Source organism: Bacillus sp. N12A5 (assembly GCF_026790125.1).
Classification (GTDB): Bacteria; Bacillota; Bacilli; order Bacillales; family Bacillaceae; genus Bacillus.
Map to the genome: position 1 here is coordinate 26,949 of NZ_JALAMR010000005.1, position 24,565 is coordinate 51,513.

General features: G+C 43.3%; 32 protein-coding genes and 1 pseudogene. 8 read left to right on the forward strand and 25 right to left on the reverse strand.

The window, feature by feature from the left end:
- Positions 1-28: 28 nt before the first annotated feature.
- A complete protein-coding gene (gene ctpA, locus MOC09_RS06000; RefSeq protein WP_268369910.1) occupies positions 29-1,429 on the reverse strand; it encodes a carboxy-terminal processing protease CtpA in 1,401 nt (466 codons plus the stop codon).
- Positions 1,430-1,581: 152 nt separating this feature from the next.
- On the opposite strand from ctpA, the gene MOC09_RS06005 reads away from it, so the two are divergent.
- Both MOC09_RS06005 and MOC09_RS06010 read left to right on the forward strand, forming a co-directional pair.
- Positions 1,582-2,283 carry a class I SAM-dependent methyltransferase gene (locus MOC09_RS06005; RefSeq protein ID WP_268361042.1) on the forward strand — a complete coding sequence of 234 codons (702 nt, stop codon included), beginning with the start codon at positions 1,582-1,584 and terminating at the stop codon, positions 2,281-2,283.
- 87 nt (positions 2,284-2,370) lie between these two features.
- Complete coding sequence (locus tag MOC09_RS06010; RefSeq protein WP_268361041.1) at positions 2,371-2,622, forward strand: hypothetical protein; 252 nt, start codon at positions 2,371-2,373, stop codon at positions 2,620-2,622.
- A gap of 77 nt (positions 2,623-2,699) precedes the next feature.
- On the opposite strand, the gene ldcB is transcribed toward MOC09_RS06010, so the two are convergent.
- Together ldcB and deoD are read right to left on the reverse strand one after the other, a co-directional pair.
- Complete coding sequence (gene ldcB / locus MOC09_RS06015) at positions 2,700-3,521, reverse strand: LD-carboxypeptidase LdcB (protein WP_268361039.1); 822 nt, start codon at positions 3,519-3,521, stop codon at positions 2,700-2,702.
- An 82-nt stretch (positions 3,522-3,603) separates the two neighbouring features.
- On the reverse strand, positions 3,604-4,305 hold the full coding sequence (gene deoD, locus MOC09_RS06020) for a purine-nucleoside phosphorylase (RefSeq protein ID WP_268369912.1): 702 nt from the start codon (positions 4,303-4,305) through the stop codon (positions 3,604-3,606).
- A 200-nt stretch (positions 4,306-4,505) separates the two neighbouring features.
- Here deoD and MOC09_RS06025 point away from each other — a divergent pair, with 200 nt between their 5' ends.
- A complete protein-coding gene (locus MOC09_RS06025; RefSeq protein ID WP_003241588.1) occupies positions 4,506-4,631 on the forward strand; it encodes a hypothetical protein in 126 nt (41 codons plus the stop codon).
- 35 nt (positions 4,632-4,666) lie between these two features.
- On the opposite strand, the gene yodL is transcribed toward MOC09_RS06025, so the two are convergent.
- From yodL to MOC09_RS06040, 3 genes are all read right to left on the reverse strand, one after another.
- Positions 4,667-4,984 (reverse strand): shape determination protein YodL, encoded by a 318-nt coding sequence (gene yodL, locus MOC09_RS06030; protein ID WP_268361037.1) that lies wholly within the window; start codon positions 4,982-4,984, stop codon positions 4,667-4,669.
- Between the two features lie 60 nt (positions 4,985-5,044).
- Positions 5,045-5,656, reverse strand: a complete 612-nt coding sequence (locus MOC09_RS06035) for a phosphatase PAP2 family protein (RefSeq protein ID WP_268361036.1) — start codon at positions 5,654-5,656, stop codon at positions 5,045-5,047.
- A gap of 79 nt (positions 5,657-5,735) precedes the next feature.
- On the reverse strand, positions 5,736-5,912 hold the full coding sequence (locus tag MOC09_RS06040) for a YozD family protein (protein WP_003218148.1): 177 nt from the start codon (positions 5,910-5,912) through the stop codon (positions 5,736-5,738).
- Between the two features lie 120 nt (positions 5,913-6,032).
- Between MOC09_RS06040 and MOC09_RS06045 the strand changes: the two genes are divergently transcribed.
- On the forward strand, positions 6,033-6,176 hold the full coding sequence (locus MOC09_RS06045; RefSeq protein WP_268361035.1) for a hypothetical protein: 144 nt from the start codon (positions 6,033-6,035) through the stop codon (positions 6,174-6,176).
- Here the strand turns inward: MOC09_RS06045 and MOC09_RS06050 are convergent.
- From MOC09_RS06050 to cgeC, 13 genes are all read right to left on the reverse strand, one after another.
- Positions 6,173-6,853, reverse strand: coding sequence for a hypothetical protein (locus tag MOC09_RS06050; RefSeq protein WP_268361033.1), 681 nt, complete (start codon positions 6,851-6,853; stop codon positions 6,173-6,175). The genes MOC09_RS06045 and MOC09_RS06050 overlap by 4 nt on opposite strands.
- A 150-nt stretch (positions 6,854-7,003) precedes the next feature.
- Positions 7,004-7,228 carry a YozE family protein gene (locus MOC09_RS06055; protein WP_003241575.1) on the reverse strand — a complete coding sequence of 75 codons (225 nt, stop codon included), beginning with the start codon at positions 7,226-7,228 and terminating at the stop codon, positions 7,004-7,006.
- An 85-nt stretch (positions 7,229-7,313) separates the two neighbouring features.
- On the reverse strand, positions 7,314-7,592 hold the full coding sequence (locus MOC09_RS06060) for a YokU family protein (protein WP_268361031.1): 279 nt from the start codon (positions 7,590-7,592) through the stop codon (positions 7,314-7,316).
- On the reverse strand, positions 7,589-9,004 hold the full coding sequence (gene ablA, locus MOC09_RS06065; RefSeq protein WP_268361029.1) for a lysine 2,3-aminomutase: 1,416 nt from the start codon (positions 9,002-9,004) through the stop codon (positions 7,589-7,591). Before ablA ends, MOC09_RS06060 begins: the two co-directional genes overlap by 4 nt.
- 29 nt (positions 9,005-9,033) lie before the next feature.
- Entirely contained in the window at positions 9,034-9,858 is an 825-nt protein-coding gene (gene ablB / locus MOC09_RS06070) for a putative beta-lysine N-acetyltransferase (RefSeq protein ID WP_268361028.1), read from the reverse strand.
- Positions 9,836-11,146: a peptidase gene (locus MOC09_RS06075; protein ID WP_268369913.1), complete on the reverse strand. Its 1,311-nt coding sequence runs from the start codon at positions 11,144-11,146 to the stop codon at positions 9,836-9,838. Before MOC09_RS06075 ends, ablB begins: the two co-directional genes overlap by 23 nt.
- Before the next feature lie 8 nt (positions 11,147-11,154).
- A complete protein-coding gene (locus tag MOC09_RS06080; protein WP_268361025.1) occupies positions 11,155-11,808 on the reverse strand; it encodes a 3-oxoacid CoA-transferase subunit B in 654 nt (217 codons plus the stop codon).
- On the reverse strand, positions 11,793-12,482 hold the full coding sequence (locus MOC09_RS06085; protein WP_268361024.1) for a CoA transferase subunit A: 690 nt from the start codon (positions 12,480-12,482) through the stop codon (positions 11,793-11,795). Before MOC09_RS06085 ends, MOC09_RS06080 begins: the two co-directional genes overlap by 16 nt.
- Before the next feature lie 6 nt (positions 12,483-12,488).
- The gene (locus tag MOC09_RS06090) at positions 12,489-13,823 is read right to left on the reverse strand and encodes an aspartate aminotransferase family protein (RefSeq protein ID WP_268361023.1); all 1,335 of its coding nucleotides are present in this window, start codon (positions 13,821-13,823) and stop codon (positions 12,489-12,491) included.
- 130 nt (positions 13,824-13,953) lie between these two features.
- On the reverse strand, positions 13,954-14,187 hold the full coding sequence (locus MOC09_RS20220) for a YjcZ family sporulation protein (protein WP_419900999.1): 234 nt from the start codon (positions 14,185-14,187) through the stop codon (positions 13,954-13,956).
- Positions 14,147-14,926 (reverse strand): GNAT family N-acetyltransferase, encoded by a 780-nt coding sequence (locus tag MOC09_RS06100; RefSeq protein WP_268361022.1) that lies wholly within the window; start codon positions 14,924-14,926, stop codon positions 14,147-14,149. Before MOC09_RS06100 ends, MOC09_RS20220 begins: the two co-directional genes overlap by 41 nt.
- A 28-nt stretch (positions 14,927-14,954) precedes the next feature.
- Positions 14,955-16,235 carry a glycosyltransferase family 2 protein gene (locus MOC09_RS06105; RefSeq protein WP_268367218.1) on the reverse strand — a complete coding sequence of 427 codons (1,281 nt, stop codon included), beginning with the start codon at positions 16,233-16,235 and terminating at the stop codon, positions 14,955-14,957.
- A gap of 64 nt (positions 16,236-16,299) precedes the next feature.
- Positions 16,300-16,605: a spore maturation protein CgeC gene (gene cgeC, locus MOC09_RS06110; protein ID WP_268367217.1), complete on the reverse strand. Its 306-nt coding sequence runs from the start codon at positions 16,603-16,605 to the stop codon at positions 16,300-16,302.
- A 208-nt stretch (positions 16,606-16,813) separates the two neighbouring features.
- On the opposite strand from cgeC, the gene cgeA reads away from it, so the two are divergent.
- Both cgeA and MOC09_RS06120 read left to right on the forward strand, forming a co-directional pair.
- Positions 16,814-17,215 (forward strand): spore crust protein CgeA, encoded by a 402-nt coding sequence (cgeA, locus tag MOC09_RS06115; protein WP_268360556.1) that lies wholly within the window; start codon positions 16,814-16,816, stop codon positions 17,213-17,215.
- Between the two features lie 6 nt (positions 17,216-17,221).
- The gene (locus MOC09_RS06120) at positions 17,222-18,175 is read left to right on the forward strand and encodes a CgeB family protein (RefSeq protein WP_268360554.1); all 954 of its coding nucleotides are present in this window, start codon (positions 17,222-17,224) and stop codon (positions 18,173-18,175) included.
- 8 nt (positions 18,176-18,183) lie between these two features.
- Here the strand turns inward: MOC09_RS06120 and MOC09_RS06125 are convergent, their stop codons facing one another.
- Entirely contained in the window at positions 18,184-19,389 is a 1,206-nt protein-coding gene (locus MOC09_RS06125; protein WP_268369914.1) for a phytase, read from the reverse strand.
- Between the two features lie 350 nt (positions 19,390-19,739).
- Between MOC09_RS06125 and MOC09_RS20225 the strand changes: the two are divergent.
- Positions 19,740-20,763: pseudogene (locus MOC09_RS20225) on the forward strand (polysaccharide biosynthesis protein).
- Positions 20,764-20,806: 43 nt separating this feature from the next.
- Here the strand turns inward: MOC09_RS20225 and msrB are convergent.
- Positions 20,807-21,241 (reverse strand): peptide-methionine (R)-S-oxide reductase MsrB, encoded by a 435-nt coding sequence (gene msrB, locus MOC09_RS06135; protein WP_268360551.1) that lies wholly within the window; start codon positions 21,239-21,241, stop codon positions 20,807-20,809.
- Positions 21,242-21,775, reverse strand: coding sequence for a peptide-methionine (S)-S-oxide reductase MsrA (gene msrA, locus MOC09_RS06140; RefSeq protein WP_268369916.1), 534 nt, complete (start codon positions 21,773-21,775; stop codon positions 21,242-21,244).
- 130 nt (positions 21,776-21,905) lie between these two features.
- On the opposite strand from msrA, the gene MOC09_RS06145 reads away from it, so the two are divergent.
- Positions 21,906-22,331, forward strand: a complete 426-nt coding sequence (locus MOC09_RS06145) for a MarR family transcriptional regulator (protein ID WP_004398634.1) — start codon at positions 21,906-21,908, stop codon at positions 22,329-22,331.
- A 51-nt stretch (positions 22,332-22,382) separates the two neighbouring features.
- Here MOC09_RS06145 and MOC09_RS06150 read toward each other — a convergent pair whose 3' ends face one another.
- The 3 genes from MOC09_RS06150 to MOC09_RS06160 form a co-directional block, all read right to left on the reverse strand.
- Positions 22,383-23,720 carry an MATE family efflux transporter gene (locus MOC09_RS06150; RefSeq protein WP_268369918.1) on the reverse strand — a complete coding sequence of 446 codons (1,338 nt, stop codon included), beginning with the start codon at positions 23,718-23,720 and terminating at the stop codon, positions 22,383-22,385.
- Positions 23,721-23,791: 71 nt separating this feature from the next.
- Entirely contained in the window at positions 23,792-23,986 is a 195-nt protein-coding gene (gene ypmT / locus MOC09_RS06155) for a protein YpmT (protein WP_003230808.1), read from the reverse strand.
- A 12-nt stretch (positions 23,987-23,998) separates the two neighbouring features.
- Complete coding sequence (locus MOC09_RS06160) at positions 23,999-24,562, reverse strand: YpmS family protein (RefSeq protein WP_268369920.1); 564 nt, start codon at positions 24,560-24,562, stop codon at positions 23,999-24,001.
- Positions 24,563-24,565 lie beyond the last annotated feature (3 nt).

The window sequence follows — 24,565 nt, forward strand, 5'->3', positions numbered from 1 at the left end:
CCATACGCGGCTGCCGCGTATGGTTTTTTTACATTTCTTTTTTCAGGGTTTCAATTGCTTTTTTCATTTGCGTATCATTATTTGACAGCTTCTTTTGAAGTTCTGTCATTAATTTTGTCGTTGTATCGCCAGTCAGTACGCCTGTTTCTTTCAGCTTCTCTTTTTTCTGGAACTGTTTGACCAGAGAAACAAAATCCTGGTCATACGTACTGTTTACTTTCACTTGATAGCCAAGTGCTTTAAACATTTGCTGAGCTACTTTGACATTTGTGCCTGAATCCCCTGATTTGTACGTTTTATCTGCGTCCAAATACGGCAGCTTCGCGTAATCAGGCAGCTCCGCTTTCACTTGTGGCTTGATGCCTTTTTTATGAATCCATTCACCGTCTGCAGTCAGCCATTTGGCGACAGTCAGTTTGACGGTAGACCCATCATCATATTCCTTCGCAGTCTGCACTGTGCCTTTGCCAAATGTCGTTTCGCCGATTAACGGTATGCCCGACGATTCGTGAAGGGCGGCGGCCATAATTTCCGCGGCGCTCGCTGTGCCGTCATTTACTAAAACGACGGTCGGCTTGGTCACTGTCCGGTCTTTTTCAGCCTTCATGACTTCTTTTGAACCGTTTTTGTATTCAACCTGCATGATATTTTTCCCTTTATCTATGAACAGGTTGCTCATTGTAATTGCCTGATCCATTAAACCGCCTGGGTTGCCCCGTAAGTCTAAAATATAGCCTTTGGCGCCTTTTTTCTCTAAACTGTTTATCGCATCAGTCAGTTCTTTAGCCGTTGTTTCAGAGAAAGAAGTAATTTGGATTTCGCCAATGTTGCTGTCCTTCATCTCAGAATAGACAGTCTCTACAGGAATGGTATCGCGCTTAATGGAAAGATCGATATTTCCGACCCCCGCTCTGTTGAGCTCAAGCTTCACTTTTGTGCCCTTTTTGCCTCGTATTAAAGCGACGGCTTGATTTACATTCATGCCTTTGACGCTTTTCCCATTCACCTTAAGGATTTGGTCCCTCGGTTTGATTCCTGCTTTTTCTGCAGGTGATCCTTTAATTGGGGACACTATAAGGATTTCACCGTCTTTCTCCTCTACTTGGGCTCCAATGCCTTCAAAGGATGCAGAAATCGTCTCATCAAATGATTTTGCTTCCTCTTGATCCATGTATGTGGAATACGGATCATCCAGAGATTCAATCATTCCTTTAATTGCTCCGTCTACTAATTTGTCATCATCTGTCTTTTGGTAGTAATCACTTTTGATTTGCTCATACGCTTTATTTAATTTGTCGAACTCGCTGTCTCCCGCGCTGATTGATTTTTGGCCCAGGATGCTGGAATTGCCCGTAATAAATAAAGTAAGCGCTGAAGCGACAACCGCAGTGATCAGCACAATAAAAAACAGTTTTAATTGCCGTTTCAATTAAACACCACCTTTTTCTTCTTACATTATTATCATGGACGAATTCTTATTCGTCAACTCGGAGCAAAAATGAAAGAGAAACGCCCTTCTTTTGCTTTTCATAAACCTATGTCTCTATACGACATATGATAAAGAAAAAGGAGGATTTGATATTGAGCCGATATTTAGAAATGCTGTCCTTATTCGGTGTCGCGGGGGCGCATCCAGGCGGGCTGGCTTTTACAAAAGCGGTCCTGCAAAAAGCGGCCCCCTCCCCGGATCAGCCGATTCTCGATGCCGGATGCGGAACAGGCCAAACTGCGGCTTACTTAGGACATTTACTATATCCTGTAACAGTCGTTGATAAAGACCCTATCATGCTAGAGAAAGCGAAAAAAAGATTTGCAGCTGAAGGGCTCGCCATTCCTGCATACCAGGGAGAGCTGGAACATCTCCCATTTTCTTCTGATTCCTTTTCCTGCGTCCTGTCAGAATCGGTCCTCAGCTTTTCCAATCTGACATCCTCTCTTCAGGAAATTTCAAGAGTTTTGAAGCCAGGCGGAATGCTGATTGGCATTGAAGCAGCTTTAAAAAAACCGATGCCGCCTGCAGAAAAAAAACGCATGATGGACTTCTACGGTTTTACTAGTTTACATGAAGAAGCCGAGTGGCATAAAACCCTGAAATCTTATGGCTTTCAAAGGACGAAAGCGATAACACTTCTTCCTGATGACATGGAATTTGAGCCAACCACAGAAATGGATTTATCAGAAACAATTGCCCCTATCTATTACGATACGCTTCAAACACATTATGAACTCATGCAGATATATAGCGAATACATGGGACATTGTATTTTTATCGCGCATAAGTAAAACGGCGTATCGCCCCCTCTTTTCGTCCAACCTTTTTTTCCTATCTCTCATATGCTGATAGAAAGTCAGTATAGGAGGGGAATAATATTGGAAAGATATTACCATCTTTGCCGAAACCATCAAGGTAAAGTCGTCAGAATTACTGAGAGAGGCGGAAGAGTTCACGTCGGCAGAATTACCCGTGTAACAAGAGACAAAGTTTATATTGCTCCTGCCGGCGCAGGGCCAAGAGGTTTCGGTTACGGCTATTGGGGCGGTTATTGGGGATATGGAGCAGCTTACGGCATTTCCCTCGGTTTAATTGCAGGAGTGGCTCTAGCAGGTTTATTCTTCTGGTAAAAATAATATTTTGACCAAAATGCTAGATTCACTAAGCACGATGAAGCCCGCTTACAATTGGTAAGCGGGCCTACAGTTTATATTTTCTTCACTTTTTCAAAGTACTCTTCCAGCGTTAAATCATTATCATGCATAACTTTCGCGGCCTTCTTGCCTACATAGCGCAGGTGCCATGGCTCATATTCATATTTCGTGATATCTTCTTTATTTTTCGGATAGCGAATGATAAAGCCATATTTATAAGCATTGTCCTGCACCCATTTTCCGTCTGCCGTGCTTCCGAACGCTTCATTTAGCTCAAAGCCATTGCTCCGGCTCGAAATGTCCATTGCAAGGCCTGTTTGGTGCTCGCTTTCACCGGGATAAGCGACCGCTTCCTTTGCCTTCTTTTCCCCTTTTAGGCTTACTTCATTATCAAAAATGACTTTCTGTCTGTCATAAGAACGGTATCCTGAGACAGCTGCCAGTTCATAGCCTTCCTTTTTCGCAGCATCGAACATCGTTTTTAATGCGTCGGCCGCTTCCTTTCTGATGTAACGTTTTTGGATCTTTTCTTCGAAAGAAAATTCTACATCAGGTATGACTAGATCGCTAGGTTCATAGTTTCCGGGCAGTGCGTATTGTTTATTGACAAGCGCCAGTATATTTTCTGGATTTTGAATGGTTTCCAGACCATCCACTTTTTTAATATCATTGAAATACTCGCTTTCCAATGAAAACTCACTGTCCTGAGTGTTTGTCTTTTTGCTGTCAGCTGTTTTTTGTTCTGTTTGCTTTGTTTCTGCTGTGGTTTTCGCATCCTTTTGAGCATCTCCGTTCGACATGCTGCAGCCGGCTCCGACTATTGCCGTTACACTCAGAGCGGCAGCCAGTGAGAACCATTTACCGGACTTTTTCATATTACATTACCTTCCTTTTATCAATCGTTTCCGCATTCATAAAGAAGAGGCTGCCGGCACCCAGCACGCCTCTTGATGTATTTTATTGTGATACGGAATGTAAAGCCACTTCTATCATATCATGAAATGTCGTTTGACGCTCTTCCGCTGTCGTTTCTTCTCCCGTTAATACGTGATCGCTCACGGTGAGAATTGACAGCGCTTTTCTTCCGTGCTTCGCTGCTAATGTATACAATGCAGTGGTTTCCATTTCTACGCCCAGCACACCGTACTTTGCAAGTTTTTCAATTTGCGAATCGTCGTTGTAGAACTGGTCAGCTGTAAATACGCTTCCTACAGTCACCGGCACGCCTTTATCCTTTGCGGCATCATAGGCCTTTTTTAAAAGCTCGAAATCTGCGCTAGGCGCAAAATCAATGCTTCCGAAAGCGACTCTGTTCATTTGTGAATCAGTTGAGGAGGTCATAGCCAAAATGACGTCCCGCACTTTGACATCTTTACGGATAGCACCGCAAGAACCTACTCTTATTAAATTTTGCACATCATAGCTTTGAATTAATTCATTCACATAAATTGAAATCGACGGAACGCCCATTCCCGTACCTTGCACGGAGATTTTTTTGCCTTTATATGTACCCGTAAATCCATACATGCCTCTGACTTCATTGTAGCACTCTACATTTTCGAGATACGTTTCAGCAATAAATTTTGCTCTGAGAGGATCTCCCGGCAAAAGCACTGTATCCGCAATCTGTCCTTTTTCAGCACCTATATGTACACTCATCTCATATCCTCCTGTAAATCTAAATTATCTTCCAGCCCGTTCATTTTACAACGAATGTCACGATGAGACAAACTTCAGCATTGATTATAAAGGAATATGGAAAAAAAAAGAAATGATCCGGGGCCGATTGGACGCTTCCTGATAAAACGGATAATTGAGGTCTTTATTTGAAAACCTAACCCAGGAAGGAGGGATGGGACATGGGTAAAAAACAGCGTAACCGAATCACCGGCCAAAAAAAGAACAACCACATACCTGCAAAAGACGTCATTGCAGCTGAAGAAGCGCACGAAAAAGAGTATTCCGCTGCCAAACGCAAGCCTTAAACTGCAGAAAACTGCGGACATCCGCAGTTTTCTTTTCATTTGGCCGTTTGGACAATCAGCCGATTGATTTTCCTCCATCCGGCGGGAAGCAGCTTGTAATATGTTTTCCCTTTTCTGCCTTCATCAATCAAAATCACGTCCCCCGTGGCCATAAATCTCGCATCATAATCACTTGGAACGGTATCAAATACATTAAACAAAGAGAATGCTCTTTTCAGCACGTCTTGATGATTGCTCCCGCTCAGTTCAGTTCGATAGACGGGCCTATAGCCCTTTTTTTCGCCAAACCGGGGTGTTTGAAATATTGTCACGTCATAGGAACAAGACTTCTTTTTAAACACGGATAACATCATCAAGATCCCCTCCCTTTTATTTCTTTAACATATTAGCGTTTTTGCCCGGTTTTCCTCTCTCTATTTTTGTCGAAACCGCTTAATCTTTTCGTCAAACCCTTTTACGAGGAAAAACAGAAGCAGGCCGAGACTAAAGCCTCCCAGCACGTCGGTTACAAAATGCACACCCAGATAGACTCTGCTTATGCCGACCAAAACCGTGACCACGCCGGCTATGGTGTATACCATTTTTTTATGTTTGGACAAAAACGGGAGGTGTTTTACTAAAAAGTAGGCAATAACAGGGTAGACATAGGCTGCGTTCATTGCGTGACCGCTCGGAAAGCTGAAGGATGATTCATGAACAAGCGGTGAAAAATCAGGCCTCACTCGTTCGATCCATTCTTTTAACACTTTGTTTAATAGCCGGTCTGCACCGAATACCAGGAGCATCAAAAGCCCGTCCCATGTTTTTCTGTAAAACAACAGGCCCGCTCCAATGATCAGGAGAAGAGGGAACAGGAAAAAAGAAGCACCCAGATGCGTGATCCCTGTCATGACATCATTAAGCCACGGCTGGCGAATCAAAACAGCTGCCCTGCTTATTGCTTCATCTGCAGATTGAACAGCGTTTATATGGATGGCGGCAGCTAGAAGAAGAAAGAAAAGTAACAGGCTAACGGGCTTGTACAACATTTTAACCACCTCGATTTTCACAGAAGTCATAGAACATGAATAATAAAACCGGAGCTGGCCGCTCCGGTTTCAAGCCTCAATCATCTTCATCCAGCTCTTCATCTATCATACATTTTTCTATCAAATAATCAAAGGTAATATCAGCGATTTCAAACAGCTCATCCTCACTCGGTATGTAGCCCCGTCTTGCGAGCTCTTTGTAAAAAAATTCAGCGATTTCTTCCGTATCAATCACAAGATCTATTTCTTTCATTTCCGTACCGCCTCCTTTTTTATGTTTTATGAAAAAACAGGCTGAATTATACCCGGTGTTCTAAACAATTCTTTCATTCATATACATTGAATAAAAACAAGCCATAGGAGGCTGACGAGAATGATTGATAAAATGATGGAAGCACTGGACGGAGAAAGATTTGATGCCATAATGGAAAAAACGCTCAAAGGAATGACGCATGTGATGATTTGGGGCTGTCTGCCTTATTTTTTATATGTTTTGATCCGCATGTTCACAAACTAACTGAAGTGCTCTTTTAAACTTTCCAGAACAAACTTCATCATATCTCTATATTCTTCATCATGAAACATTTCATACAAAATTTTGTAGTCATTATAAATATCCAGAAGCTCATCAACAATTGATACAGCAAGGATGTGAAGGGTATCTTGATCTTCATCATCGCCTTCAAACTGAAGAAGAGCAGACGATGCGATATCTTCGCCAATCTCATGGCCAGTTTCTCCGACATAGTGGACAAACAAAAGCTGATGTACAAACTGGTCCATTTCATATTTTCTCAGCACCAGTGTGAGATCCTCTTCCTCCGTTTCAAGCCACTCTCCATCCTTTAAACGGGTCAGCTCATAAATGATATCTTCCCAGCCATCTTCTAAATATCTCCAAATTTCTGTTCTGTGGCCGATAATGCGAAAGAGTTCTTTCCCATAATCTTTTACATAAACGACGTCCCCAATAAGGAATTCATACTCAATATCAAGCTTCTCCATGTCGACAATGACACCCTCATAATCTTTGTAAAGCTGAATGGACGATTCAAAGTATAAGACTTCATTATGATTGACTTCATAAAGATAGTGTTTATCAATTTGGTGCACTTTTGTGATGGTGCCGACTGTTCCATACATAATGACGACTACGATATCCCCTACTTGGAATTTCGGTTTATTTTGCTTCATGGTGTCTCCCCCTCGCCGCAACATTTCTCATACGCTATCGTATGCCGGGTGACGCCAATTCGCATGGGCATGAAAACCAAAGGAAATATCCAATTCTGGTATGGTTATAAGCATAAAAAAATCCGCAGTGATCTGCGGATGAACCAGCTATTATCTCCCGTGCACTTCAGCCTCGTATTGATCCCAGGCTTCATCAAACGTCGCCATCGTGTGAAGGTAGTCGGCATTCAGCTCTAAATATGAACTGATTTCATGATAATCGGTTGATGTTTTCGGAAAGCTGTGATCCTCATACGCCTGATTGGCAAATTCACTGATGCTGTCCTTCGGTTTAGGATGTCTGTATTTCAATAAATAATGATAAAAGGATTTCATGGGTTTCCCCTCCTGGTGTCTGTCTTTTGTTGTTCTATTATACAGTTCAAGTGTAAAATTACAACAAAAGAATATCGAAACGTCGTCAGGAGAAGTCAAAATAGTTGCGTTTCAGAATCCTTTCTGTCTCCATGAGCTGCTGATACGTCAAGCTTTCAGGCAGTTTTTTGGTTTGAATCAAAAGCAGCTGATCCTCAATCTCCTTTATTGTGGATTCCTCTTGATAAGTCATTCCGCAGGAAGCACACACCATAGCGGGAGTGTCTGTCAGTTCTATGGCTCTTGTTCCGTCAGGGAGCTCCCAGTACACCGTGTTTTTGCCGGGTACTGCTTCAAGCTCGCCGCACCAGTCGCATGTTTTCATGATGAATCCCCTCCGCTTTCAGCCTCTTTCTGTTTTTTCTGCTGCGCCAAAAATTTCTTTTCTTTTAGCTGGTCTCTTTTCTCACGCCGGTCTTTTAATGTTTCATGCTCCGGATTCGCCGTGTACGCCTCTCTTCTTTTGATTCTGGCTACATTTTCCGGTGTAAAAGAAACCTCCTTGTCAGCAAAAATGGCACTCAGCCCGATCGGCTCCTTTTTGTCAGCGATTTCAGGATAAACGGACTCAAAATAGGCGTCGGCCTGGTTAGGGATATAATTCTCCGGTTCCGGATATGACGTAATCACCCCTTCAAAATTTCTTAAAATGACTTTTTCAGGGCTTTGCGACAGGACATAGTTTGGCTGCAGAGCGATTTTCCCTCCTCCGCCTGGCGCGTCAACGACAAAGGTAGGAACCGCATAGCCTGAGGTATGGCCTCTCAGCCCTTCAATGATCTCCAAACCTTTGGAAACGGGAGCTCTGAAATGCCCAATGCCCTCTGACAGATCACATTGGTAAATATAATACGGACGGACTCTGATTTTTACCAAGTCGTGCATGAGCTTTTTCATGATTGGAACCGAATCATTAATACCCGCTAACACGACGGCTTGATTTCCGACCGGCACGCCTGCGTTCACCAGCTTTTCACAGGCTTCAACCGATTCCTCTGTCATTTCGATGCTAGTATTGAAATGGGTGTTTAGCCAAACTGGATGATATTTTTTCAAAATCTCGCACAGATGGTCGGTAATGCGCTGCGGAAAGACGACCGGCGCCCTTGTTCCGATTCTGATTACTTCCAGGTGCGGAATGCTTCTCAGCTCTTTTAGAATGTATTCCAAAATTTGGTCATTGATGAGCAGCCCGTCACCGCCAGAAATTAAACAATCGCGGATCTCGGGGGTTTCCCGGATATAAGCAATCGCAGCATCAAGCTGTTTTTTAGGGACTCCCATTCCGATTTGTCCGGAAAAACGCCTTCTTGTGCAGTAGCGGCAGTACATGGAACATTGATTCGTGACAAGGAACAGCACACGGTCGGGATAGCGGTGTGTCAGACCGGGTACCGGTGAATCTTCATCCTCATGGAGCGGGTCTTCCAGATCGTATTTTGTTTTGTGCATTTCTTCAGAAAGCGGTACAGACTGCATTCGGATCGGACATCTCGGATTATCGGGGTCCATTAAAGAAGCATAGTAAGGTGTAATATTTAAGGGGATCGTTTTGGTAGAAATTCTGACGCCTTCCTCTTCATCCTCTGTCAGATTGATGACTTTTTTTAAATCATCTACCGTTCTTACCGTATGTGTCAGCTGCCAAAGCCAATCGTTCCATTTCTCTTCTGGAACATCCTTCCATAACTCTATTTCCTTCCAATGCCGTTTCGGTTTGTACCATTTGCTTGTCAAATGAATTCCTCCTCGCGCATCGTTTTGACTTACAGGTGCTTGCACCAAATATTCATATTTTCAAGACCTTCGGCTATATAGCAATTATTAATCAGCCTTCCGCCGTATTGGTAACCGGAATGGTACAACACAGCATTCATCCCAAAAGACGCAGCTCGGGCGAGTGAAAATACATGGAAGATTTCTTTCTCAGCCATTTCTTTTTCTAATGCTTCGATTAAAAAGCTTGTCAGCGAATGGCCCCGATATTCCGGAAGCACAGCGCAGTCGGTTATTTCGGCATGCCCCAGCTCTGGATTGATATCTGCACTTGCTGCACTAATCAGGCGGTCATGATCAAACATGACATAATATGTTGTATTTTCATTCATTGTTTTTTCAATATAAGCGGGATCAAATACCGGTGTCGGGTACGTACGGAATACTTTTTTATACAGCATCGATAGCTGGTACATGTCGTTTGTTTCTGCTTTTCTCATCGTAAAAACGGGTGTATCGCTGCGGGGATGAGGCGCTGTATGATATAAGGCCTCGATCATCTCCTGTTCCTTCATATATGAATCTGTTTGTCTCCGTTTCTCAGTGAGATAACAAACCATGACACAAGCCGGGTGGCCAAGATAATAGCCTTTGAGAAACCCCTCCGGCTCAAACAAGTGTTTGGCTAGCACTTCCTCATCTTGCTGTTTCGTATAGACAATGATTTTTTCCGCATCCTCTTCTTTTGCCGCAGCCACAATATCGGGCAGAGCCTTCTCAATGGCTCCGTCATAACGTATGACTCTGATCCGTTTATTAAATCCGTCAAGGTCCAGAACTGCAGTAACGCCGTTATTCTTTATCGACTTGAGCATCCGTATCCTCCCCATCTGAATGAAGCCCGCACCAATCCATAACAAACAGTGCAATAATTTTAGCAGAGTCTATCATAGCTTCAACCTCAATGTATTCATTTGCCTGATGAGCTGTTTTTGTTTCTCCTGGCCCGAAGACGATGACTGGCGTATCTCCTGCATGGTATAAAAGCCCTCCGTCCGTTCCCCATGGCGAGGCTTCGATGATTGGCTCTGTCTGTTTCATTTTTTGATAGGCTGATTGCAGCACTGAAATTAAAGGGTGGCCATCAGGCAAATCGTTCGGCAGCCATTGAGCGCCGAACCATTCTACTTGAATCGGATGGCGTTTAAACCATTCGTCACGGTATTCTAAATCTCTCAGCCAGTTTTCTAATTCCGTTTTTACGTCCTCAGGCTTTTCATGGGGAGCAATTCCGCATCTCCCTTCAATGACGACACGGTCTGCAACTGATGATGGCCAGGAACCGCCTGAGATGGTGCCGATATTTACCGGTACCGGTATTGGGACATTGTCGTACAGCGGATCAGAAATTCTGGCATTGCGCACTTTCTCCAGCTCCTGTATGGCTATGATTACGTGCATGCTTTTTTCAATTGCGCTTACCCCCTCATAGCGTGTGCCTCCATGTGCCGCTAATCCCTTCACTGTGATTCGAAACCACATTGAGCCCTGCTGCTTTATAAAAAGCTTCATATTCGTCGGCTCTGGGATCAGCGCGCCGTCAGCACGATACCCTCTCATGATGGCAGACAATGTTCCCGCGCCGCCGCACTCCTCATCTACAACACTTTGAAACAATACATCTCCCTTCAATTTGACACCGCAGGCGTGCAGAGCTTCTAAAGCAAAAAGAAGGGCTGTATTGCCTCCCTTCATATCCGTTGAACCGCGGCCATATATTTTACCGTTTTCTTCGACAGCTTGAAACGGCTCATACTTCCAATCCTTTAGGCTTCCTTCCGGGACAACATCGATATGACCGTTTAAAATCAGCGACCGGCCCCCGCCTGCTCCTGTTTTTTTGGCGACAATGTTCGGGCTCTCATGAAAATCGGAACGGTCTGATTTAAAGTAGGGATGCTGTTTTAATTGCTTTAGGCTTGGCTCCCACACGTCAATGTCCATATGAAATTGCCGCAGCTTTTCAAGTACAACGGCTTGAGCGTTAAATTCTGACCCCAATGTGCTTTTTTCTCCAATCAGCCTTTTGAGAAGACGAATGGCTTTGGCCGAATGCTGATCGAGCCACTCGATTACTTTTCTCTCAATGTCCTGCATCCTCATTCCCCCTTTTAAGAAAAAGGCATATCTATTTTGATTTCAGCTTCAGTAAGCCTCATCACCTCGTCGATTGTCGAGCCATTCATCAGTTCCTTTAAAACGAAATGATGGCCGTCAACTTCAAGAACCGCTTTTTCAGTAATGATCATATCTACACAGCCTGCTGCAGTTAATGGAAGCGTGCATGTTTCTGTTAATTTAGGCCTTCCCTTTTGATCTGTATGACTCATGACAACAACCACTTTTTTCGCTTTTTGGGCCAGTTCCATCGCACCGCCCATGCCCGGCACCTTTTTTCCCGGGACCAGCCAATTTGCCAAATCGCCTGACTGGCTCACTTGCAGGGCGCCTAAGATCGTAATGTCAATTTTGCCTCTTCTGATCATCGCAAAAGACATCGTTGTATCAAAATAAGACGTTCCATTTACCGCGCGGACAGGAAATCCCGCAGCATTGCATAAATTTTCATCCTCTTCTCCCTTTTGAGGGCTCTCGCCAATGCCAAGCACGCCGTTTTCCGCCTGCAGCATGACCTGCATATCAGGCGGCAAAAAGTTCGGCACCAAGGATGGAATGCCGATACCGAGATTCACAATCATGCCCGGCTTGATTTCGGAAGCGGCCCGTTTTGCGATTTGTTCTCTTTCTGCTACTCCCAAGCCCATTTCCACTTCACTCCTTCACTTCTCACAACCCCCTCGACAAATACCCCCGGTGTGACTATCATTTCTTCAGAAATTTCCCCCATCGGGACGATGCGCTCAGCTTCGGCAAAGGTTCTCCTCGCGGCCATTGCCATAAGCGGATTCATATTGCGCGCTGTTTTATCATACGTTAAATTGCCGAATTCATCGGCTATGTGTGCATTGATAAAAGCAAAATCAGCCGTCAGCGCCTCTTCAACCAAATATCGCTTTCCAGCTACAGACACGATGTCCTTATTCTTACAAACGCTTTGATTATCAATGCCGACATCAGTTAAAATGCCGCCGAGTCCCGCTCCACCGGCTCGAATCCTTTCCGCAAGCGTTCCCTGCGGTGAAAATTGAACTTCTAGCGTCCCGTCTGTCATCTGTTTACCGGCTACAGGATTGGAACCGATATGCGATGCGATCAGGGTTTTAACTCGTTGATTGACAATTAGCGGGCCGATTCCTATTTCCGGGAACCCGGCATCATTGCAAATGACAGTTAAATCTGTTACACCGCTGTCCAATATAGCTTCAATCAATGAAGGCGGTGATCCGACTCCGCCAAAACCCCCAAACATCAGAACCGACCCGTCCTGAACATCTGCAATTGCTGTTTCGATGCTGATTGTTTTTTGAAATGGCGCCATTTGTTTTCAATCCTTTTTCAGTTTTTTTTCGACTGCTGCAACTGTTTCCGAAAAAATTGACATGAGTTCTTCAGCTTCACCGTCTGAAATGGTAAAAGGAGGAGCAATTATGACAGCATCACCTTCCCCGCTGTCTATCCCCGCCTTGGCAGGATACACAATCAGCCCGCGTTTTTTCGCCTCGCCGATCATGCGCTGAGTAACCGCCTGCTCTGGCGGAAAAACGTTCTTCGTATTCTTGTCTGTAACAAATTCAACGCCTAATAGCAGTCCTTTTCCGCGCACATCGCCAATGATCTTGCTTTGAGACGCTGCCTCAACAAGCTTCTTTTTCAGAACAGCGCCCTTTTTCTCTGATTGCTTGATCAAGTCATGTTTTAGCACATACCGCAAAACTTCAAGAGCTGCCTTTGCTGAATAGGGATGTGCACTATATGTGTGACCGCTCATAATCACACCTGAACCTTGTTTTATCGTTTCAATAATAGAATCAGATACGACGGCAGCGGCAATAGGCGCATATCCGGCACCGAGGCCCTTTCCCAGTACAGCAATATCTGGAACAGCGTGCCAATGCTCTGTCGCGAGCATTCTGCCTGTTCTTCCAAGACCTGTCATCACTTCGTCTGCAATAAAGAGCACATCGTGTGTGCGGCATATCTCACTTAATCTTTCATAATATCCCGGAGGCGGAGTAATTGCTGCTCCTGCGGCTCCGATAATAGGCTCTGCCACAAAGCCAGCGATAAATTGGCTTCCGATTCTTTTGATGGCCGTTTCCAGTTCATCTGCTGCAGCCTGAACAAAGTTTTCCTCCGTCCCATGATTCCGCCGATAAATATGAGGAGCCGAAATAGCCGGATATCGCTCAATCAGATGGGTGAACCGGTATCTCCTTTCATAAAAACCAGATAATGAAAGCGCTCCCAAAGTTATTCCGTGGTAACTGCTCCATCGCGACAAAAAGATGGATTTTTGCGTATGCTTTTTTTCCTGCCAGTATTGAATGGCGATTTTCATAGCGGTTTCTATCGCTTCTGATCCGCTGTTGACAAAAAAAGACCAATTCACATCTCCCGGCAGCTCCTTCGCCAAGAGAGCGGCTAGTTGCTCGGCGGGCTCACTCGTAAACTGTGAGCGGTAAGCAAAAGACACCTGATCCAGCTGTTCTTTCAGCTTCTCAGTCACATCAGGAACTCCGTGGCCGATGTTGCATGTCACTGCACCAGATGACCCGTCGAGATACCTTTTTCCGGTCTGATCGTAAACATATGAACCCTTGGCATAACTGACAACCGGATAGGCCGAACTAAGCTCCGGCTTAATCAAATAACTGCTCATGCTCCCACCTCAAAAACCCATTTGCTATATTGTATGAGTGTTCAATTTACGGCATGACGTTCCCCGGAAAAACTTTTTCACACAAAAAAGAGCCTTTCCTAACGGAAAGACTCCTTTTGAAGTTCACCATCTAGCAAATAAAAGCGGCTCCGACAATAATTAATAAAATGAACAAGACAACAATCAATACAAACGTATTTGTCCCGCAGCCAAACCCGTAACCGTATCCAGGGTATCTATACATGCTGTTTTCATCCTTTCTTATCACGATATACGGCATTTTATGCGGGCCAAGTCCCAAACGGTTTGTGCAAATGCCTATTTCATGTAAGGAAATAATGAAAAACTGTATGCACCCGCTCATATTTTTTAAACGACAGCTTTTCATAAAAGCGGGTTGCGCCATCAATGCTTGTAGCCACTAAATAGGCCGCTTCCATTCCTAATGATTTGGCGATAGACAGCATTTCTTTCACTAAAATACTGCCATAGCCTTTCCTTTGAAACTGATCCAAAATGGCCACTTCTTCGATTTTAGCCGTTTTGTCTTGCGGATGTATAAACAGTTCACCGCATCCAATAGGAATTTTTTGGGCCTGATCGCTGTAACAAACAACAAGGATGATCGTACCCGCTTCGTAAAAGGGATATTTTCTTTTTAATTTTTGTTCAGCGATCGCTTCCCCAATATAAATGGAATCATAAATTTTCATAATAGAAGATCCGTCGCTGAGGCTTTTTGCTGTCCCCCAAGCCGTTAACGGATGGCCCATCTGCCCCTTCCAGCCATCAAGCTTCATGTCATAAAACAGCTCATCTTCGACGACAAAACCGCTCTTTACAAGCGATTGCTTCAAACCGAGCGGAAAAACATGCTGCGGCGACGCTTTTAAATGAAGATAATTCGCATCAAGCAGCTTTGGTACGGATGGCAAAAAGCCCAGTAACCGCTCCAATGGAAACGTATCATGGAGCTGAACAAAGTTGTGAGAAAAAATGTGCGGAAGCTTCGGATCCCTATATACGCTGTAATGATCAAACGATTCCGATTCAGACGTTAACAATATATACTGATGTTCCGTTTTTGAATAATGTCCTGTCATGAACGTCTCCTTTTTTTGACCTATACCTTTACTCAAAAGCAATATTTAATTTCTTTATAATCTCATCGTACACCGGATAAAACGGCTTTCCAATTGGAAATTGTTGAATATTTCGGAAAGAAGCGGATATTGGCTTCTGATGTAAAAAGAACTTCCTTGCTACTTGCTCACTAATCGGGTGAAAAGCAGCGTTTAAAAACAAAAATGGCGCGCGCTCTATAAAAAAAAGCCTTCGCCCAGGCGGATGTTCGATCAATCCAGATCGGTCCCGCGTAATTGGCAGCCCTTCAGGCAGCGCCTCCAGTTCTTCTTTTTCAATTGTTACTATGTCTTTTCTTTTAAATTGATAAAACTGAAAAGCATACTGATCCACAATCCGTCTTTTTTTTCCGGCTTCGATATAAAATATTGCAGGGTGGTCAGCTTTCTTTACTAAAATATAATTCGGAATGTTTAAAATTTTCCCAATCCTATATTGGAATAAATACGGGTCCGGAACGGCTACAGTCCGATTTAGATACAAAGAATCCCACCTTTCCCCGACAGGACGCCTTACACCCTGATCAAGAAAATACACGTTTTGATCAGTACCCTTTACAAAGGAGCCGTCAATCAAATCGGCGGGCAGAAACCGATATGCATTTTGGAAAGAATCGGGAGTTTTATAGGTTGTATCTAATACTTCATTTATCGGCAGAAATGGGGCAAAGTTGTTGATTCGGGCCCAAAAAATTGAGTCTCCATGATTCCAATGCTGCATATCATCATCCCAATAGCTCCCATATTTATGATGAATACGATCAAGTAATGAACGTCGATGCATAACTGAGCAATGATCTACTTGAAAAGCAGCCTGTTCAAGCACTGCATTGGCATTTCTATAGAAATAGGAGATTTCCTCTCCCCTTTCATTAACATGTACAACTTTTTGTTTCGAATATACAACCTGTGCCTCAGGCTTTTGTGAAAACATCTGCACCATGCGGCTCAGCCGCTCGGGATGATAAACAGTGTCATCGGTGAGATAGGAAATGTAATCGCCGTCGGCAAATGGGAGCGCGGTGTTAATTAATGTGGCGTAACGGGTTGTTGTTAATCGTTCTGCGGGATGCACGAAACTGTTTTGATAACGAATGCGCTGGTCATGAAGATATCTATGAATCACTGCAATTGTTTCTTCATTAGAATGATCATCCATGATAAAAAGCTCCCAGAGATCATGAGTTTGCTTCATGACGCTTTCGATCGCTTTTTGCAGATAATCAGGTTTGTTGTAACTTGTTAAAATAATCGATACTTTCTCTCCCATCTATTCAACCTCCTATCGTCAAACATAAAAACGGCTCCGCAGCAAGCAGAGCCTCTGTCATCATTTAAAAAGCACCCCAGCTTACAATACTTGAGAGTGCGACATGAGATCTCGTGTTATTTAAAGGGTTTTGAAAAATAACCAAATCAGTCAGAACTTCTTTTACGATGACGTTTTGAAGCGTATTCCCATTCACCAGATGAACTGTTGAGACTGGTACGCTAAGCTCTTTTGCAAATACGAGCTGACGTCTGAGATCAGATGGATTTCCTTCAGAAGACGATTGACGTATGAGCAAAATCAACAAAAGCAGAATAAAATGCAGTTCATCTTGATTTTCTTCTTGATTTACGTGTTTTTCTAGATCCAAACAGTCCCTCTCCCTTTATCCTTATACTCTGTTTCACAATATGAACTGACTTTGATTGATGGTATAGGCAATGTCCGCTTATTTAAAAAATCAGCATTTTCCTTAAAATATATGAAAAATAGATCAGGTACGGCGTTCGACTCATACCAAATGGCAGCCAGAGGAATATGATTAACGTGAGTTCACTATTGAATAGGAGGTGTGTGTAATGAGCTCAGAAAACGCGCAGTTAAAAAAGGATTTGATTAAAACCCTTTTAAGCCCTTTATTTCCAGCTACAACAGAAGGAGGAGAAAACATGGATAGTAATCTTAAAGCCTTGCTTGAAGCTGCCATCGATCAAAAAGTAGATGAAAGTGAAACAGTGACGGCAGAATCTCTTTTAGACCCTTCCCTTCCGGCAAGATGGATTTTTGCCAGAGTTACGCCAGGCACTACAATCAGCATTGTGACTGATTCAGGTGATATGATCGGGCCGGTTGTCTTTGTTGCTTTCGATCAAGTTCACGGTATCGTATTTGTAACACAGGAAAGCTCCGTCACTCCAGCAGGTCAAGCCACAACTTTAATTGATGTAGACAAAGTAGAAAGCGTCACGTTCTTTTCATAGCATCTGATGAAAGTTTTGTATATCCAGTCGGGATACGGAGGAATATACAGCTATTTTGACCGCTGGGCTGAAGAATGTTTTCAGCACACTCATACAGAGTATATGGCTGCAGACGCACCGGAAGCAGAATCTCTGATGAAAATCGAAACATTTCAGCCGGACTTCGCACTTATGATGGTTGGAGACCGCGTTCCTCACGACTGGCTGACCTGGTTAAAGGGTAAGGGTATCCCCGTGTATGTTTGGCTGACCGAAGACCCATTTTATATTGATACCAGTCTTCAGGTGATTAAGCACGCTGACGCCATATTAACGATTGAACAAAATGCCGCTCTCTATTATCGGGAGCTTGGCTATCAGCACGTCTATTATGTTCCGATCCCAGTTAATCATCGGCTGTTTAAAAAAATGGACACAGAACATTCTTTTCATTCAAATCTGCTTATCATCGGCTATCCTTACCCTAATCGGGTTCAGCTTATGAAAGAAGCGGTGCAGCTGCCTTTTACGGTCCGAGTCATCGGGAAGGAATGGAGAAAATATCTGCCTAAAAAAGTACTCAAACAGCCGCATATCGATGTCGTCAGCACATGGGTTCCGCCCGAACAGGCGGCTCATTATTATAATGGGGCAGACATCGTAATCAATGCGCATCGGCCCTATCATTTTGCTTTTAACAAAAATAATAGCCGGATCAAAAATGCGAGTTTTAATAACCGAACGTTTGATATCGCTGCATGCGAAGCATTTCAATTAACAGATTTACCCGCGGCACATCCTTTTTCATCCTTTATTTCTTATCACAGCATCAACGACTTTAAGGAAAAAGCCGCCTTCTATATCAACCACCCTGAGGAACGGCAAAAAGCTGCAGCTTCCAATTACAGAGAGACCGTACCCGCTAATACGTATGATGAGCTTCCTGCAAAACTAAAGACGATTCATCTGGCGCTTTCTTGAAAAATCGTTCATTGGTATGAACGATTTTTTCGTCCACAGAAAAAAGCAGCTTGATCAGCTGCTTTCTTTTTTAGCCTCCGGTCCTTCAGCTTCCTCGGATTCACCTGTTTATGAAGATCAGGCTTTCCGCCGAGATGCTGTGCAATCTGTTCCCACGGCACAATTTTGAAGTTTTGATTGACAGCTTGTCCATTTTCAATATTTTCACCGTCCTGCGCCACAAAAATCCCGTACGGATATTTTTGGCCTAGTCCGAAACCGAGAACATCAATTCCATCCGTATCACTAGTTCCATCTATCTTCTCGCCATCTGTAATATCAAAGCTGGCAACATAGCGATTGCTTCCCTGCCGTTCATACATTGCATAGGTGTTATTGCCTTGACTTGAGGCCATAAGATATCCTTTGCCGTCTGGCGCATAATAAATCGTCAGTCCCTCAATATCTGCTGCCAAATGTTCCCCAGTTGCACGATCGACAACCTGCCCCTTTGATCCTCCGCCGGGTTCAGCATTAAATTTCCAGATGGCCTCATCTTCCTCTGCAATGTACAGGTTCCCATACTCATCATCTGCAACAAGGCCTTCAGTCTGAGAATTCAATTGAAATTCACGCACTTTTTTCCCCGTCACATAACCGTTTCCGTTATCCACAATTTCATACTGTTCAAATTCACCTTGTTTGCCTGTGACTAAAGCGTAAAATGCCCCTGTTTTCTGGCTGTGATACAGGCTGAATCCGTAAACCTCAGAAATATCTGTGGAAATAGGATGTTTCGGATCTGTTATGCTTTTCAATTTTCCTTTATCTCCGTCAATCTCATATACTTCGATTGTATTCTTCCCTTCAGACCGATTAGAGGCGGCAGCAATGTCAATCTTTTTGCCGTTTAGCGGAAAATCATAGCGTAGATCGACATTATTAAGCTTCCCAAACTCGAAAGAATGAATCTGTTTGCCATCCAAATCATACACAACAAGTCCGGACTTCTTATTTGTCGTGATCAACTTGCTTTTTTCCGGATGCTTTTCATGAACCCAAATGGCCGGATCATCCGCAGCGTCATCGCCAGAGGCGACCGGCTCTGTCTCCGTTTGCGCCGTCACTTTAAAATGATGTGCCGCATGCACATCATGAGCCGACACCGGGTTTGCTGTCAGGCTAAGCAATAAACCCGTGACAGTGCTCAGCAGCACTTTTTTTGAAACTTTCATTTGATATCCTCCTTTTTATCACTATCACTTCCTATTGTAAAATATATACAGAATTTAACTGTGAGGTTTTTATAGTGTTTCTGACTCATAAACCACTTTCCTTACGATGCACGTGAAATGTTTCCATCCGTTTTCCTTTTGCGGTGCGAAATAAGCTATTATAAATATTTAGTACATTGTGTATTTAGTTAGAAAATTTACTGTGACGTCTATTTTCATTTTCTATTAAAAAAGAACACTTTATGACATGATCATCCCCCTAAATTTTATTTTATTAGTGCTTTCATTATCTCGATGAAAAAGTTGAACATATGATACATGGTAGAGAAACGAGAGTTGAGGGATAAGCCATACCTAAACAGCAGACAGCAGAACTAAAATCATTTTTCCATAACAAAACAGTTTTAGTCACTGGCGGGACGGGTTCAATCGGGAGCCAAATTATCAAACGCCTTTTGCAGTTAACACCGAAACAGGTGATTGTATTCAGCAAAGACGACAGTAAACAGTATGTCACGAGTCAAAAGTATGCGGAGGATAAGCGGCTTTCATTTGTACTCGGAGATGTGGGTGATCACAGGAGGGTGAATCAGGTAATGAAAGGCATTGACATCGCTTTCACGCTGCTGCGCTGAAACAGGTTCCGACATGTGAGAACCATCCATTTGAAGCGATCCAGACCATCTCATCGGTGGACAGAATGTGGTGGAGGCCGCTCTTTCACATCAAGTACAGCATGTTTTTAATATTAGTACAGATAAAGCTGTATCTCCTGTGAACACAATGGGTGCCACCAAGCTGTTATCTGAACAGCTGTTTCATCAAGCAAACCGCCACGTTCAAAACAGAGGAACCGTTTTTTGTTCGGTCCGCTTCGGAAATGTTTTCAGCTCAAGGGGTTCTGTGATCCCTATTTTATTGAACAAATGATGAAGGGCGAACCGCTGACCATTACAGACAAGAACATGACCCGATTTTTCATGTCAATAGACGATGCGGCGGCACTGACATTGCAATCAGCTGCTATTACATAAGGCGGAGAAACCTTTATTTTTAAAATAAGATCACTGAATCTTGAAGAACTGATTCATGGATTTGAAGAGTATGCATCCAGCACGGGCTCCCGCAGCCGGTTGCAGTAGAGGTCGGTAAGCGTTCAGGTGAAAAACTTCACGTAGAATTAACGTCTCCTCATGAAATTCGAGTCACTGTATGAATGGGGGCAACCTTTATGCGATTCATCCAGATCCGGAAAAACATCCTGATTTTAGCAAAGCCAATCTGCCTGGGTATCAATCGGTTCAAGCCCCTCTTATTACGAAAGACAGAATTGCCCAGTTTATAGAAGATTGGCATCAAGAAAAAAAGGCATAAAAACAAACCTGTCTATCCATTAGGCAGGCTTGTTTTTTGTGTTTTATTTATCAAACAGATGCAGATAGCTTTCGTATCCTTCTTCTTTCAGCTTATCCTTCGGCACAAACCGAAGCGCCGCTGAATTTATGCAGTAACGAAGCCCGCTTGGCCCCGGTCCGTCATTAAATACATGACCAAGATGAGAGTCAGCAGTACGGCTTCTCACTTCTGTGCGAATCATGCCGTGGCTCGTGTCCAGTTTTTCTTCCACTTCATCTTCTTCAATCGGCTTTGTAAAGCTTGGCCAGCCGCAATGGGAATCAAATTTATCCTTGGATGTAAACAATGGCTTGCCTGATACAATGTCTACATACAGCCCTTCTTCCTTATGATTCCAATATTCATTTTGAAATGGCGGCTCTGTGCCGTTATTTTGCGTCACCTCATATTGCATGCGGTTTAGTGATTTAATTTTTTCTTCTTTGTTGTACGCCATTTATTTCGCCCCCCAATGCTCGCTGATAAATCCTGCTCGTCCAGAACCCGTCCGGTAGCGCTGATAGTGTCCAGGATTCTTTTTATAAAAATGCTGATGATAGTCTTCCGCTTCATAGAAAGGTTCAGCTTTTAAAATGTCCGTTACAATCGGATCTTTAAAGATGCCGCTTTCCGCCAAGCGCTGCTTGGAAGCTTCTGCAAGCTCCTTTTGTTTGTCATTATGATAAAAAATGGCTGTACGGTAGGAACTGCCGCGATCAGCAAACTGGCCGCCGGCATCTGTCGGATCGATTTGCTGCCAAAATAATTCAAGCAGCTTTTCATAAGGGAACACATCAGGTTGAAACGTGATTTGAACCGCTTCACGATGTCCTGTCGTTTCACTGCATACCTCTTCATACGTAGGGTTTTCAGTATGGCCGCCTGTATACCCGGACACCACTTTTTCAATTCCCGGCTGTTCGTCAAAAGGTTTGACCATACACCAAAAACAGCCTCCTGCAAATGTGGCGATTTCTTTTTTTTCAGACATACTGGTGCCTCCTTTGTTAATACGTGGTATTATTATATTATAGCATGTAAAAATAGAATGAAAATGATTCTGCTTTTCAATAAAATCTATAGGTTTTAAGCAATATGCTTAGTAATGGAGGTTCACAAATTTGAAAGTAAGAACACAGATGATGTACGATATGGAAACTTTACTCCGTAAAGTCTTTAAACAAATACGCAACGAAATCAATGAAATTCTAGATAAAGAGCTGTCACGGAATGAATTTACCATTCTGCGGATCCTCAGTGAACAAGGGCCTAAAAAAGTCACTGAATTTGCGCCTATTTTAGAGGTATCGGCAAGCCACATTACGGCTGTGACTGATGCGCTGGTAGAAAAGGAATGGATTACAAGAATCAGATCGAAGGAAGACAGACGCATCATCCGCATTCATATCACTGAAGCGGGCGAAAAAGTCCTTCAGCACTTCAACGAGAAAAAAACGGAATATTTCTTTAAACGTTTTGACTGCTACACTGATGCTGAACTCGCTACATTAATCGAGCTCTTCAGCAAACTTGATAAAAAACGGTGAAAAAAAGCACATACCCTATATATGGGTATGTGCTTTTCGCAGCGCTTCACTTTATTTTGCAGAGAACAGTTTCATTGTTTTCCAACGGCCGTACCTATAATACAAAAACGCTGCACAACTGCTAAATAAAAAACTCATTCCGATTCCGAGCCCGATTCCTTTCTGTCCGAGCCAAGCTGAAAATAGAGCCGTGAAAGGATATCTCAAAACCCAAAACGATATCAGGTTTAGAACCAGTACCTGCAGCATCGCTCCTGCGGCTCTGACAATTCCATTCAACACGAAATTAATCCCGATAAAAGGATAGAAAAACGCGATCCACCGCAAATATTGTTCCCCAAACGCGACCGCATCAGGCTCGCTGATAAATAACCTCACGAGATATTTACTACATGCCCAAATGATCACTGCAATTACAAGCATGCAAGAAATAACAGCCATCACACCTAGACGTGCAATCGTGCCCACTCGTTTATAGTTTCCAATTCCGATATTTTGCCCTGCCATACTGTTGACCGCCGTACCTGCAGCCATCGCGGGAAGCGTAATGATGCTATCGAGCCTTTGTACCGCACCGAAACCTGACACCACGTGCTCCCCGTATGAGTTGACAACACTCATAATCGCCATCATGCCGCCTGTAATCACCATCATCTGCAGACCGGCTGGAATACCGAGTTTCAAAATCAGCGCGGATTCTTCCCATTTGGGCACTCGCGGAATAGAGAACGGCACAAGCTTGTGTTTGATGACATAAAACAACCCATACAGAAACGCAATGCCCTGTGACAAAATCGTCGAATAAGCTGCTCCTGCTATTCCCATGCGGAACACAGAAATAAAGAGCGGAGCCAAAGCTGTATTCAGCACAACGGCAAATGCAATAAACCGGAGAGGTGTCTTGCTGTCACCTAGCGCCCGAAGGACAGTACTGATAAAGTTATAACCAAACAAAAATAAAATGCCGATAAATTGAATCTGCAAATAAATCTCAGCAAGCGGTATCATCGACTCCGGCGTTTTGAGAAGACGAAGCAAAAGCTCTGATAGAAAAAAACCGGCCGCGCCGAAGCCGATGCTTAGGCCTGTTAATAACACAACAAAAGCATTAATATATGACGACATTCCTTTTTCATCATCTTTTCCCTTTTGCTGTGACAAAATCGTTAATGTCGCATTGTTAAGGCCCAAAATAAAAGACAGCACAGTTAAAACAATCGTGCTTGATACTGCAGCTGCACCAAGGGCCTTTGCCCCCAGTAAATTGCCGATCCACAAACTGTCTATAAGTTGAAAGGAAACCTGCAACGCGTTTCCGAGCATAATCGGAGTTGAAAACAGCAGAAGCTGTTTCAGCACGTTCCCCTGTGTAAAATCGTATGCTTTCATTTTTTCTCCTTGTACTCTCAAATTTTTTTACAACCGCACGAAAAAAGAGACCTTGTTTCATGTCTCTTTTTTCATGATTTATCGGTTTTTTTCCGGTCTCTCATACCGAACGTAAACACCATCACACTTAGGAACAAGGCACAATAGGAAACATTCAAATACATTTGATCCATATCTTCAGCAGCAAGATGATGATAAGCAAGCCAGCCGAAATACAGGGAAAATGTAAAGGATAATAAACTGAAATACTGGTAAATCCGTTTCATTTTCAGTCACCTCTATTGTTTAGGATGGTAATAGGAAAATTCAATTTCATCTTTTTCTAAATTTATTTTGTCCGCTTTGACATACATTCCATTCGTTAAAGGCATTTCTGACAGACGCACTTCAATGCTTTTATCGCCGGGATGAACGTGGACAAATGATGGCAATTCGTAAAAGCTGTCCATATAATTTAACACAAAGCTAATTGGTATACTCAATTTCCCTAACGAAAATTTCGTGACATTCAGCTCCACATCGCCATTTTTTTTCACAGTCGGTTCAAAAGCGATAAACGCGTCAATGGACGTGGAAAAAGCTTTGATTTCCCCTGCGACATGAACATCATCATCAATCTCTACTTTATAATCAAGCTGGTTTGATGCTTTGTCGTTTAAATATGAGTTGACAAACGCAGCCAATGATTCTTTTGTGCTTGTCACTTGAAATCCATACTCGCACTCAGCTGGATCCTTCACCTGAGCTTGTTCTCCCGGCAGCATAATAAGTGTCACAAACCCAGCGGCGAGGACAAGATTAATTGCAAGCAATATAAAAAACAGTCGTTTCCACTTGTTCATGAT